Below are 12856 nucleotides of genomic sequence, written 5' to 3'. Positions count from 1 at the left end.
ATTACCCTATAATTTTCTTGCCGATTGCCTTCTGTGGTGCAACCATTTCCCGGACAACTTCACCATGTGTACGCACTAAAATTTCTGAAAAAACACGAATGCGCTCACTGAAAATATTTAGAGCGTGTTTCTCATCAAACTTTGGCTGTTCTGAAGGGTCTTTGGCTGAAAAGCAAACAAAACTTCGCAGTGCAAGCATTAAACCCTCATGCTCTTCATATAAACGCCGTTTAATTTCTTGCTCAATAGCCTGTGCCAAATGTTCCATAGTGTATTTTTCTAAACAACATCTTTATAAAATAAATGTTTTAACAGATGAGACCGCGCTTTCTGATCCCAAAATTTAAAATCTAGCCAACAAAAAAAGCGTTCTGTTAGAGCAGAACGCCTTAAAGTTTTAATACCGACTAATTATTCTGCCGCCGCTTGTTCGTTCACCAGTCCTTCTGCAATTTCCGTTAAAGCTACATCGGTTTGTTTTTCATTTTCTAAGGTTTGAGACAACAAAGCTTCTACATCAGAATGTCCCATATTTTCTGCAAATACGCGTAAGGTACCATATGTTGCAATTTCATAATGTTCAACTTTTTGAGCCGCCAGAATCAATCCTGCATCGCGGATCATAGTTCCTTTATCTGTTTCTTCAATAATTCCGTTAGCTTCTTCCAGCAAACCTGCCATTGCATCGCATTTTTTACCTGATGCTTTTTCATCCAACAGGGCAAAAATTTTATCAAGTGTTTCTATGTGCTGCTTGGTTTCTTCAGTATGTTTTTCAAATGCAGCGGCCAATTCCGGACTCGTTGCCGCTTTTTGCATCTTCGGCAAAGCTTTAGCCAGATGATTCTCTGCCCAATAAATATCTTTTAATTCATCTACAAAAAATTTATGAAATTCTGAATCTTCCATTTTACCTGTTTTTCCAACAGGTTTCGAGGTATTTTTTTTCTTAGTTGCCATGTTATTATAGGTTATATATGGAAAGAACCCGATTTTTGCCCTATTGGTTTGATCAGAAAGTGGATGAATAGCAGAAAGGGTATAAAAACACCCATTAATGTATTTAATACGGAAGTCCAAACAAACTTTTGCGACGAAGTAGCGTTAGCCGTAATGTCTTAGAAAACATCAGCTAAAACACGAATACTCATGTATGCCATCACTGCAACCATAGAAATACCTAAAGCTGTCAACCATTTGGGGTGTTGATAATCTCCTACAATTTTTGGTTGATACGCAGCAAATAAAATAGTGGTTAAGGTGATCGGGAGAATGAACCCATTAACCGCGCCGGCTGCAATAAGTAAACGAACAGGTTTGCCAACTACAATAAATACAAGCAGGGAAATCAGAATAAAGCCAATTGTAATTTTATTCTCAAATGCAATAATTTTCAGACTAAAGGACTTGACAAAAGAAACCGAGGTATAGGCAGAACCAATAACAGAAGTAATTGCTGCAGAGAACATAACCAAACCGAACAAGCGATAACCGAGATTACCTGCAGCGAGTTGAAAAACTGATGCTGTGGGATTTGTAACATCAATTTTTAATCCGTTCGCGATAATACCCAACGAAGCTAAAAACAAAAATACGCGAACTATAGATGCGGCAGAAATTCCCACAACCGCGCTGGTTGTAACTTGTTTTAATGCAGTTTTGCCCTTTACACCAGCATCAAGCAATCGATGTCCGCCAGAAAAAGTGATATATCCGCCAACCGTTCCGCCTACAAGTGTAATAATGGTAACCAGATCAATTTTTATTGGCGCAATGGTACGCAATGCCGCTTCTGCAACAGGCGGAGCGGTAACTATAGCAATATAAATGATTACAAAAATCATGATGAAACCCATCAATTGTGCAAAACGATCCATCGCTTTGCCGGCTTCTTTAATCAAGAAAATGCAAATGGCCAAAAGTGCTGAAGCAATTGCACCATACAGCACAGGAATACCGAAAAGTGCATTTAATCCCAAACCTGCACCAGCAATGTTGCCAATGTTAAAGGCGAGGCCGCCCAAAACAATTAAAACAGAAATAAACGATCCTAAACCCGGAATCAATTGATTGGCAATATCTTGTGCACGCTTTTCTGAAATACAGATTACGCGCCAGATGTTGAGCTGCACTACAATATCAATTAAAATAGAAATCAGAATGACGAAGCCAAAACTAGCACCCAATGATTGTGTAAATACCGTAGTTTGCGTTAAAAAACCGGGGCCAATTGCAGATGTAGCCATTAAAAATGCCGCGCCCAGCAGTACTGTCCATTTATTTTTTATCTCCATATGTTCATTTTGGCGCTTGTAATAAAATGCTTTCCTCTTTTAATTGATGGTGTATTTTTTCTGCAAAAGCAACTGCGTGTGGATTGTCTCCATGTAGGCAGATTGTTTCTGCTTTAATGGAAACATCCAAGCCATCTAAACTTTTTACTTTGCCTTCTTTTACCATTTTCAACACTTGATTAATGGATTGAAGTTCATCTTTAATCATCGCACCCGCTTCTGTTCTGGGTGTAAGGTTTCCATCTTTAGTGTAGGTTCTATCTGCAAAAACTTCGCTGCAATAACGTAAGCCAAGCTGTTTTGCGGCATCAATCAATTTGCTTCCGGATAGTCCGTAGATAATCAGTTCTTCATCTATTTTTAAAATTGCACTGGCAATGGCTAAAGCAAGTTTTTCATTTTTTGCAGCCATATTATATAACGCACCATGTGGTTTAACATGTTTTAAACGTGCGCCTTCGCTCTTTGTAAAAGCCCAAAGTGCACCAATTTGATACGTTACCAGATCGAAAACCTCTGTTGCAGAAAGCTGCATTTCACGCCGTCCGAAGCCTTGCAAATCATCAAAACCCGGATGCGCACCAATAGATAAATTATACGAAAGCGCTTTTTGAACAGTTTGCCGCATGGTAGAACCATCTCCGGCATGGAAACCACAGGCAATATTAACTGAAGTAATAAAAGGCATCATGGCTTCATCATTTCCGAGTGTATATGCACCGAAACTTTCGCCCATATCGCAGTTTAAGTCTATTGAAAATTTATGCTCCATTGAGGTCAAATTTAAGTTGAAGAGTTTGTTTTAATTTGTTGATTTCCTGTTCTCGTTCTATTAAAAGTTGGCGCGCCTCTTCTTCTGATACCATTTCGAATCGAAATTCTTTTCCGGCTTGCGCCTGTGCCAGAACGGAAAAATCTACCGAAGCCACCTGCAAAATACGTGGGTAACCGCCGGTTGTTTGATGATCGGCCATTAAGAGAATCAAATGCCCATCGTTGCTCACCTGAACCGTTCCGAAAGTCACGGCAGACGACAACAATTCTTTTGGATTACTTCTTTCTAAACGATAGCTGTTAAGCCGATATCCCATACGATCAGAATCTGAACCGATTGAAAAATTTGTTGATGAAATCTCTGCCAAACTTTTCTCTGTAAACCAATCAAATTCTGGCCCTTTTATTACCCGAATACAATTTTGTTTAAGATCTGGATAAATTGCATTGCCTAAATACCAATTTTCTTTTTCGGGCATTTTAAATGTGACGTCTTTAATCGGAATGATATCGTTTTTATGTAAACGCCGGCCTTTCCATCCCCCAAAAGCCGCTTTCAAATAGGTTGATTTGCTGCCGATAACATCGCTTATATCAAAACCTGACGAAAAACAGATGTATGTCCGGCAACCCAAAACTGCTTTTCCAAATTGTAGAACATCGCCTTCTTTAACACTCAAAGGCGACCACATTTTGACAGGTAAACCATTCAGTTTTGGAGAAAGGTTTCCGCCGGTTAAACTGATGCTTGTTGCTGTTCTGAATTTTATTTCCGGACCCAACAATGTACATTCCAAACCCGCTTCATTTTCGGCATTTCCAATCAGAAGATTGCCCAAACGTAATGCCAGAACATCCATTGCACCAGAACAAATAATTCCCGCTTTGCGGAAACCAAACCGCCCCAAATCTTGGATGGTTGTTAATAATCCTGTTTTTATGATTTCAATAGCCATGTTCTCCATTTTGTTTTTCAAAATCCAAAGCGCTTATAGCTTTAAAACGTATCCGGTTTCCGGCTTTTAACAATGTTGGATTTTTTGCTTCAATATCGAATAGCGACAGCGGCGTTCTGCCGATAATCTGCCATCCGCCGGGCGTTTCAATCGGATAAATTCCAGTTTGTTTGCCAGCAATACCAACAGATCCGGCTGCGATTTGGCCGCGTGGCTTTTCTTTCCTTGGTGCAGCAATGCGCTCATCCATACCACCGAGGTAAGGAAAACCTGGTGCAAAACCAATCATATAAACCACATATTCTGGTTTGGTATGTATGCTGATAATTTCTTCTGGCAACAAGCCGGTTTGCGCAGAAATAAAATCCAAATCGGGCCCATATTCGCCACCGTATACTACCGGAATGTCAATTACCGCAGGCACCTCAGAAACTTTACTTTCAATGTATTTCAACTCGCTATTCAGGTATTCTGTAAGTTGATTAAAACCAATAAGTAGTGGATTGAAAAAGATGGTAATAGAACTAAAAGCCGGAACATATTCTATTAGACCTTTAAAAGGGTGATCTTCCAGATAGTGGCCAATTGCATTTAATTTTGATAGGATTTTTGGATCGATTGTTTCTTCTAACTGAATCAGCAATGCAGAATCGCCGAGCGGCAAAAATGTATACTCTGTTTGTGGATAGGAAATCATTACCGCTAAAATGTTGATTTGGAATCGTATTAAACAAACTTATCGAAATTGTTGCTCATGCCCTAATAATTTAGGCACTTAACGCCATCTTTTGTAGGCTTTCATTTCATAAGTTTGCAATATGATCAAACACAGTTTTAAATTCTATTTGTTCTCCCTTTGTTTATGCTCAGTTTTTACTGCTTTTGCCGGTGATCCGGTAATTCAAAAAGGCGTTTCTAAAGAACTTGCTGTTTACCGTAAAAGTGTGCTGAGCAATCTGAATTATGAGTTGAAAATGGATATTCCGGCAGAAAAAACGGGTTCTATAATTGCTTCAGAAAATCTTCATTTTGATTTAACGTCTACCAATTCTGCGCTCCAGCTCGATTTTAGAGAAGACGGAAGTAAGATTAAAGCGGTTTTTTCTAACGGAAAGCAGATTCCTATTGTGTTTAAAGATGAACACCTGATTTTAGAAAAAAAGCACCTTTTAAAAGGTGCTAATACTATCCATATAGATTTTATTGCAGGCGAATCTGCGCTGAACAGGAACGCAGATTACCTGTATGCACTTTTTGTTCCGGACCGGGCCAGAACTGTTTTCCCTTGTTTTGATCAACCAGATTTGAAGGCAACTTATAACCTGACTTTAATTTTACCTGAAAGTTGGAAAGCCATTGCAAATGCCGCAGTGCAGGAAAAACAAAGTACAGGCGGTCGCACTACATATATTTTTAAAACATCAAACCTGATCAGTACCTATCTTTTTTCTTTTGCTGCCGGAAAATTTGAGGAAAAAACAGATAAAGTATCAAACATGGATGCGCAGTTTTTGTATCGCGAAACTGACCAGGCAAAAATTGAAACCAGCATGGCTGAGATTTTTAAAATCCATACCAAATCTTTAAACTTTTTTGAACAGTGGACAGGAATTTCTTATCCTTTCCAAAAATTCGGCTTTGTGGCCATTCCGGATTTTCAGTTTGGCGGAATGGAACATGTAGGCGCAATTGATTATAAATCTTCATCGATTTTCCTTGATCCAAGCGCCACAAAGGACCAGCTAAACAGCAGAGCAAATTTAATTGCACACGAAACTGCGCATATGTGGTTTGGTGATATGGTAACTATGCAATGGTTTGATGATGTGTGGATGAAAGAGGTTTTCGCCAATTTTATGGCCGATAAAAGCAATGAGGAAGCAGATAAAAACGACAATTTCGATCTTAAATTTTTGGATCACTTCCCGGCTGCATACAGCGTAGACAGAACAACAGGATCAAATCCAATCCGCCAGCAACTCGATAATCTTCAGGATGCCGGAACGATGTATGGAAATATCATTTACCATAAAGCGCCAATTATGATGCGCCAACTGGAACTTTTGATGGGTAAAGAAAAATTTAGACAAGGAATACAAGCCTATTTGAAAAAATTTGCCAATACAAATGCAACCTGGCCACAATTGATTGAAGTTTTATCGGACTTTACCACTGCCGATCTTAAAAAATGGAATAAAGTCTGGGTGAATGAAACGGGCAGACCAATTGTAAATTACAGTTCTAAAATTAAAGACGGAAAAATTGAAGAAATCAGTATCAATCAAAATCCAGAATACGGTAAAGGAAGTATCTGGCCGCAATTTTTTGAACTCAGTTTATTTTATCCAGACCATGTAAAACAAATTGATGTGAATTTTAATGCTGCAAAAGTTAGCATTCCGGAGGCAAAAGGTTTGGAAAAACCGCTTTTCATCTTATTCAATTCCAAAGGTCATGGTTATGGATTATGGCCGGTTGATGTAGATATGCTGTCAAAATTATTTGAGATTGAAAAACCTTTAATGCGCGCTTCTGCATATGTTTCTTTGTACGAAAACATGTTGAATTCGCGGACCATAAAACCAAAAGATTTGCTGCTTTTATTTGCAAGAGGATTAAATCAGGAACAGGAAGAACTAAACCTTAAAACCATGAGTGGTTATATTTCTTCCATTTACTGGACTTTCTTATCGGCTGAAGAGCGCGGGCAAATTTCAGAATTACTGGAAAAATCTACATGGAATGCGGGTAACCGCCAAACCTTACCCAATAATAAGAAAATACTGTTTAAATTGTATCTGGATATTTTTTCATCCAAATCTGCCAGAGAAACTTTATATGAAATCTGGGCAAAACAAATACCTCCGGCAGGCGTAAAATTAACGGAAGATGATTATACGACTATGGCATTTGCACTTGCTCTACGCGATGATAGCGATGTAGAAATTTTAAATAAACAGCTGGCAAGAATTATCAATCCAGACAGACGCATGCGCTTTGAGTTTATGATGCCCGCACTTTCCGGAAATGTAGATACCAGAGATGCGTTTTTTAAAAGTCTGGAGCAAAAGGCTAATCGGCAGAAAGAAGCAAATGTAACGTCTGCATTGTATTATTTACACCATCCGTTAAGGCAGTCAAGTTCTATAAAATATCTGGCAAAAAGTCTTGATTTACTTTCGGAAATTCAACGCACGGGCGATATTTTTTTCCCGCAGAATTGGTTGTCGGCAACATTCGGGAACTATCAATCGCCAGAAGCCGAAAAAATTGTACACGATTTTTTAACCAGCCATGCAGATTATAACAATAAATTAAGACTAAAAATTCTGCAAAGTGCTGATAACCTGTTCCGCGCAAATAAACTGATTAAAAACGAATAAAATTACCAAATGCACAAAACACAAAACCGTAATGCATTCATTATGAATGATATAATAAAAAAATGTAATTTTTGAAAAAATTTTGTTACACAAAATAAAAATCTGATTAAAAAAATCAGGATATTTGTTTTTATTAAGAATGTAGAAAACTGATATGCAAATGAAAATTTGCGGTTAAGTTCACATCAGTTAGGCTTTATAACTAATCATTAACTAACTAAATACTTTAAAATTCATCTTGTATATCGTTCTGTCCGAGATACAACATCTTAGCATTTTCAAAATTGATTAAACGTATTTTTCATCCCGTTCGTTTATGAGCATTGCCAAAGTATTCCCTAACCGGCGAATTTCCTGGTCATTTCTGACCAATCCTGTTTTTGTTGTTTCTATTTATGTGTTACTTGCACTAATAGTGGGCTTAAAACAATATGTACACCACAGCTACAACAATTACTCCATTTTCAAATACGTTTATTATCATACTATTGATACCTTAAACCTGTATTCTGCTTATCCGGAATATAACGACAGCAACCATTACGGCCCGGTTTTTTCTCTTGTTATTGCACCATTTGCATTGCTTCCAGATGGTTTGGGCATGATTTTATGGAACCTGGTAAATGTTTCTGTACTCTTATGGGGCATTTACAGTTTACCAATTTCTACGCTAAACCGATCAGTAATTGCGTGGATTTGTCTTCATGAGACGCTTACGGCACTATTTAGCTTTCAATTTAACATTGCCCTTACCGGGATGATTTTGCTGAGTTTCTCTTATATTGTAAAGCAAAAGGAAATCAAATCTGCTTGGGTCATTGCATTGGGCACTTGTATCAAATTATATGGCATCGTCGGACTCGCATTTTTCTTTTTCAGTAAACAGAAGCTGAAATTTATCCTTGCCGGAATATTCGCCTTAGCGATATGTTTAGCCCTTCCAATGCTGCTTTCGTCGCCTGATTTCATTCTTCAATCTTATCAGGATTGGTTTCATTCTCTTTCAGAAAAAAATGCGTTGAATGCCTCGCTTACTTCCCTTCAGGATATTTCTGTTATGGGCATTACAAGGCGCATAACTCAAAATATACACTTGCCCAACTGGCCATTTTTATTGGTTGGCTTGCTGCTTTTTTCTTTGCCATATCTGAGAACAGCACAATTTCAATTTGTGGCATTTCGTTTATTATTGCTCGCATCAACGTTAATTCTTACGGTTATTTTTAGCAGTGGCTCAGAATCTCCAACCTATATCATTGCTTTTGCCGGAGTTGCAATTTGGTTTATTACACAACAAAAACCCATCGCCAACTGGCAAATCGCATTGTTCGTTTTTGCCTTTCTATTAACAAGTTTATCCCCAACAGATTTGTTTCCAAAATCATTCAGAAATTTCGTTCACCTCTATTCGCTAAAGGCTTTGCCTTGCGTATTGATTTGGTTGGCGATTATTTATCAGATGATGACAGAAGATTTTAAACAATACACCATTGCCACAAATGACTAAACTGGTTTCTATAGTAATTCCCGCTTATAACGAAGCAGATAATATTTTTGTCATTCTCGAAAGTATAAAAGCCGTTTTTGCACAACTACCTTATCGTTACGAAATTATTCTGGTTGACGATGGCAGTGCAGACCACACGCTTTCGAACATAAAAAATATTGCAGACGTATCAGAAAACGTTTATTTCCTTGAATTTTCTAAAAATTTTGGACATCAGCTCGCTGTAAAAGCCGGAATGGACTACGCGTATGGAGATTGCGTAATTTCTATGGACTGTGATATGCAGCATCCGCCAGAACTTATTCCGGATATGATTGCTAAATGGGAAGCCGGTTATGAGGTTGTGTATACGGTGCGCGAAGAAGACAAAAGACTTTCTAAAGGGAAACGGAGTTCTTCTGGCCTGTTTTATAAGCTATTAAACTGGCTGTCTGATATTGATCTTGAACCCGGAGCAGCAGATTTCCGTCTCCTCGATCAGAAAGTAGTAAATGTGTTTAGGAATTTCCATGAAAACGAACCTTTTCTTCGTGGTTTGGTTAAGTGGCTGGGTTTTAAACAATATGCGATTAAGTATTTCCCTGCTGAACGTTTTTCTGGCAAAAGCAAATACACCGTTAAAAAAATGATGCGTTTGGCCATGCACGGTGTAACATCTTTTAGTATTAAACCATTGTACTCTGCAGTTTATCTCGGTTTTATATTTTCATTCGCCTCTTTATTGTATGTACCTTACGTAATTTATTCATTTGTAAATAATGTTGAAGTGTCTGGTTGGGCTTCTGTAATTATGACTATTGTTTTTTTTGGCGGTTTACAACTCATCATTCTCGGAATAATTGGTATCTATGTAGGGAAAATGTTTATGCAATCTAAAAACCGCCCGAATTACATTATCCGTTCAACCAACATCCATACAAAATAGTGGTACTTTTAAGTTTCGATATAGAAGAATTTGACATGCCTTTCGAGTATCAGAAAGACATTACTTTTGACGACCAGATTTCCATTTCGCGAGCCGGAACGATAGCAATTTTAGATATTTTAGATCGTTTCTCTGTAAAAGCGACATTCTTTTGTACAGTAACTTTTGCAGAGCAAATTCCTGACCTCATTAAACGAATTGTGGATGCAGGACATGAATTGGCTTCTCATGGTTATTACCATTCTGATTTTGAACCTGAGCATTTATTAAGTTCTAAACTAAAATTAGAAGAATTATCCGGGCAGGAAATAATTGGTTATCGCATGGCGAGAATGATGCCGGTTGATGAAAAAGAAATTGCAAAAGCAGGTTACAGATATAACAGCTCGATCAATCCCACCTATCTTCCTGGCAGATACAACAATTTTCACGTATCCAGAACGTATTTTTATAAAGAAAATGTATTGCAAATCCCTGCATCAGTAAGTCCGGCGATACGATTTCCGTTATTCTGGTTGTCATTTCATAATCTGCCACTTTCTATCTACAAAAAACTGGCATCGTGGACCTATAAAAAAGATAGATATCTGAACATATATTTCCATCCATGGGAATTTACAGATCTTGATGACGAAGACCGCTTTGGCTTTCCGGCTTACGTTCGTAAAAATACCGGCAATAAAATGATTGAAAGGATGAGCAATTTAATCGCCTGGATGAAAGCTAAAAACTACCCCTTTCAAACAATTAAAGATTTTACCGACGATAAATAACTATTTATAGGTTTCAGCAAGTTTTAATGCATTGTAGGCATTTACAACTCCTCCGCTAACACAAATTTCTGAAAATAACGCGCGTACATTCTCATCGCGATCATTTTTATATTTAATTTTATGATTAACCTTCGTCACAGATTTAATTAGAATTTCGCGGACTTGCGTCGGCGTTAGATTCGGATAGTAGCTCAAAATTAACGCAGCCAAACCAGATACAACCGGTGAAGCCATGCTTGTTCCATCTAAACTTTCATATTTATTTCCCGGAACAGTTGAGTTAATCATAAAACCAGGTGCAAAAACATCTACTGTATGTTTCCCGTAGTTGGAAAAATCTGCCTTTAAATTATCGTCATCCTTATATGCGCTTGCACCTACTTCAATCCAGTTGCTGGCATGTGGAAGATCAAATTTTACAGAATCAATTGGCTTAGCTTTAACAACAGTATTTCTTGAAACCGGTGGACGCATGCCCATACCGTTTTGTGCAACAGCTTTCGGTGGAACAAAATCCGGTTTAAGCGGATCTTTATGTTTTGCAGCGTACGCTTTAGCCTCTGGCCCTTCAAAATATTTGTTTGGGTAATTGTCTATTAAGTCATTGTTTTGGTTATCGTTACCTGCAGCATGCACCAACAAAACACCTTTACTTTCGGCATATTTAACAGCGCTGTCCACAACTTTTTTATTCCATTTATATGCTTTACCAAAACTCATATTTATTACACGTGCACCGTTGTCTACCGCATAGCGGATTCCGTTAGCGACGTCTTTGTCGCGTTCATCACCTGTCGGCACCACCCGAATTGCCATAATACTTACATGGTTTGCAACACCGAAAATACCAATTTCGTTTTTCCGATCTGCCGCAATAATTCCAGATACATGTGTACCATGCTCTGCGTCTGGCCCTTCTACATCAGCATTTCCATAATTTCGCTGATAAGGATTTTTATAGTCATCGCCAACCAACTCTGCTCGCACATCATATTTAAGGTTCAAGTTATATTTAAGCATATCATTATATTGCTTGTAACCGTCCTTAATGGTTTTATAAAATTTCTCAAAGCTTCCTTCGTCACGCGAACCTCTACGGATAATGGTTTTAACGTATTCCTCATTTTCGTCGTCAGCTTTGTACTTTTCGATATCCTCCAGCGAAGGAATTGGCTTATGGTTCCGTCTAGCAGTTGAATCAATTACCTTATTGATGATTTCTAAAACGCGGAAAGTCTCGCTGGCATCGTTGTATTTTTTCCCAAAATCGCCATACATTTTTTTATAGTAAGCAAATTCATCTTTTTGAGCGCTATCTAAAGGCGTTAAATTTGTTGTAGATTGATACTTTGGAATATAAATTTTCAACAACCGCACCAGTTCTAGATTATCATATTGAAGATTTCCTTTTTCAGATCCAATAAAGTTCCAGCCATGTATGTCATCAATATAGCCGTTGCTATCGTCATCTATACCATTTCCGGGAATTTCTCTTTGATTTGTCCAAAGATTTGCTTTCAGGTCTTCATGATTGATATCAACACCACCATCAATCACAGCAACGATAATGCGTGCTTTAGGTTTTTTATCTTTTAATAATTCACGGTATGCTTTTTCTGTACTTATCCCAAAATAACCACTTTCAGCAAGGTCTAAATTGAACCAATTTTTAGGCAACTCAATTTTTTTACTCTGCGCTTGAGCAAAAACTTGTAGAAAGATAAATGCAATAAATAAATACCGCCAACTGGAATTGATCTCTAACATAGTGTGTTTATGTGCAAATGCAATAATACGGTTTTCTTATATTTTGTATGGATGATTTAAGAATTTTTAACGAAAAGATATTTCTTCTTATGCTGTAAAATACAGCAGCAGAACAATGATATGAGAGCGGATAGTGATTAAATAGGGGTAAACATGCAGGTTTTACTTTTCTTGTTTTTATCTATTGAGGGATGAGGAGTGATATAAAACAAGAAAACCCTGTAGTGTTTACTACAAGGTTTCTTTAAGGTTCGGCACCGACCTACTCTCCCACGTGTTACCGCAGTACCATCGGCTCTGGTGGGCTTAACTTCTCTGTTCGGAATGGGAAGAGGTGGACACCACCGATATAGGCACCTGAATATTTTTATTAAAGGTTGAGGGTTACAAGATTGAAGGAGGGAAGGTATTACCTTCTGCCTGTTCATCTTTTAGCCTTCCAGCCTTAAATGACATATTATTGAAAGAAGTTAAGCT

The 12856-nt window shown here is 37.9% G+C and carries 11 protein-coding genes and 1 rRNA gene; 4 read left to right on the top strand and 8 right to left on the bottom strand.

The annotated features are described in order from the left end of the window. Window position 1 precedes the first annotated feature (1 nt). The 6 genes from ACJVDH_RS02350 to pxpB all read right to left on the bottom strand — a co-directional run bounded on the left by ACJVDH_RS02350 (window position 2) and on the right by pxpB (window position 4721). Entirely contained in the window at window positions 2–268 is a 267-nt protein-coding gene (locus ACJVDH_RS02350; protein ID WP_443945967.1) for a hypothetical protein, read from the bottom strand. Between the two features lie 143 nt (window positions 269–411). Next, window positions 412–960, bottom strand: a complete 549-nt coding sequence (locus ACJVDH_RS02345; protein WP_443945966.1) for a YciE/YciF ferroxidase family protein — start codon at window positions 958–960, stop codon at window positions 412–414. 158 nt (window positions 961–1118) lie between these two features. Further along, on the bottom strand, window positions 1119–2294 hold the full coding sequence (locus ACJVDH_RS02340) for an NRAMP family divalent metal transporter (protein WP_443945965.1): 1176 nt from the start codon (window positions 2292–2294) through the stop codon (window positions 1119–1121). 4 nt (window positions 2295–2298) lie between these two features. Beyond that, window positions 2299–3066 (bottom strand): LamB/YcsF family protein, encoded by a 768-nt coding sequence (locus ACJVDH_RS02335; protein WP_443945964.1) that lies wholly within the window; start codon window positions 3064–3066, stop codon window positions 2299–2301. Then, window positions 3056–4024 (bottom strand): biotin-dependent carboxyltransferase family protein, encoded by a 969-nt coding sequence (locus ACJVDH_RS02330; protein ID WP_443945963.1) that lies wholly within the window; start codon window positions 4022–4024, stop codon window positions 3056–3058. The genes ACJVDH_RS02335 and ACJVDH_RS02330 overlap by 11 nt, the downstream gene beginning before the upstream one ends. Continuing rightward, window positions 4014–4721: a 5-oxoprolinase subunit PxpB gene (gene pxpB, locus ACJVDH_RS02325; protein WP_443945962.1), complete on the bottom strand. Its 708-nt coding sequence runs from the start codon at window positions 4719–4721 to the stop codon at window positions 4014–4016. Before pxpB ends, ACJVDH_RS02330 begins: the two co-directional genes overlap by 11 nt. A gap of 121 nt (window positions 4722–4842) precedes the next feature. Between pxpB and ACJVDH_RS02320 the strand changes: the two genes are divergently transcribed. The 4 genes from ACJVDH_RS02320 (at window position 4843) to ACJVDH_RS02305 (ending at window position 10612) form a co-directional block, all read left to right on the top strand. Then, window positions 4843–7407, top strand: a complete 2565-nt coding sequence (locus ACJVDH_RS02320) for a M1 family metallopeptidase (RefSeq protein ID WP_443945961.1) — start codon at window positions 4843–4845, stop codon at window positions 7405–7407. 316 nt (window positions 7408–7723) lie between these two features. Continuing rightward, window positions 7724–8914, top strand: coding sequence for a glycosyltransferase family 87 protein (locus tag ACJVDH_RS02315; protein WP_443945960.1), 1191 nt, complete (start codon window positions 7724–7726; stop codon window positions 8912–8914). Continuing rightward, complete coding sequence (locus ACJVDH_RS02310) at window positions 8907–9839, top strand: glycosyltransferase family 2 protein (RefSeq protein WP_443945959.1); 933 nt, start codon at window positions 8907–8909, stop codon at window positions 9837–9839. Before ACJVDH_RS02315 ends, ACJVDH_RS02310 begins: the two co-directional genes overlap by 8 nt. Beyond that, a complete protein-coding gene (locus tag ACJVDH_RS02305; protein ID WP_443945958.1) occupies window positions 9839–10612 on the top strand; it encodes a polysaccharide deacetylase family protein in 774 nt (257 codons plus the stop codon). Before ACJVDH_RS02310 ends, ACJVDH_RS02305 begins: the two co-directional genes overlap by 1 nt. Here the strand turns inward: ACJVDH_RS02305 and ACJVDH_RS02300 are convergent, their stop codons facing one another. Further along, complete coding sequence (locus ACJVDH_RS02300) at window positions 10613–12379, bottom strand: S8 family peptidase (protein ID WP_443945957.1); 1767 nt, start codon at window positions 12377–12379, stop codon at window positions 10613–10615. A gap of 249 nt (window positions 12380–12628) precedes the next feature. Further along, window positions 12629–12740 (bottom strand): 5S ribosomal RNA (rrf, locus tag ACJVDH_RS02295). Window positions 12741–12856: the final 116 nt, after the last annotated feature.

This window comes from Pedobacter terrestris (assembly GCF_052343045.1).
GTDB lineage: Bacteria > Bacteroidota > Bacteroidia > Sphingobacteriales > Sphingobacteriaceae > Pedobacter.
This window is presented reverse-complemented; position numbering and strand designations above follow the sequence as displayed.

Excerpts from the sequence above, each read along its gene's own strand:
- ACJVDH_RS02300 (WP_443945957.1), bottom strand. The coding sequence starts at position 12,379 with ATGTTAGAGATCAATTCCAGTTGGCGGTATTTATTTATTGCATTTATC.
- ACJVDH_RS02315 (WP_443945960.1), top strand. The coding sequence starts at position 7,724 with ATGAGCATTGCCAAAGTATTCCCTAACCGGCGAATTTCCTGGTCATTT.
- ACJVDH_RS02330 (WP_443945963.1), bottom strand. The coding sequence starts at position 4,024 with ATGGCTATTGAAATCATAAAAACAGGATTATTAACAACCATCCAAGAT.
- pxpB (WP_443945962.1), bottom strand. The coding sequence starts at position 4,721 with ATGATTTCCTATCCACAAACAGAGTATACATTTTTGCCGCTCGGCGAT.
- ACJVDH_RS02335 (WP_443945964.1), bottom strand. The coding sequence starts at position 3,066 with ATGGAGCATAAATTTTCAATAGACTTAAACTGCGATATGGGCGAAAGT.
- ACJVDH_RS02310 (WP_443945959.1), top strand. The coding sequence starts at position 8,907 with ATGACTAAACTGGTTTCTATAGTAATTCCCGCTTATAACGAAGCAGAT.
- ACJVDH_RS02345 (WP_443945966.1), bottom strand. The coding sequence starts at position 960 with ATGGCAACTAAGAAAAAAAATACCTCGAAACCTGTTGGAAAAACAGGT.
- ACJVDH_RS02340 (WP_443945965.1), bottom strand. The coding sequence starts at position 2,294 with ATGGAGATAAAAAATAAATGGACAGTACTGCTGGGCGCGGCATTTTTA.
- ACJVDH_RS02320 (WP_443945961.1), top strand. The coding sequence starts at position 4,843 with ATGATCAAACACAGTTTTAAATTCTATTTGTTCTCCCTTTGTTTATGC.
- ACJVDH_RS02350 (WP_443945967.1), bottom strand. The coding sequence starts at position 268 with ATGGAACATTTGGCACAGGCTATTGAGCAAGAAATTAAACGGCGTTTA.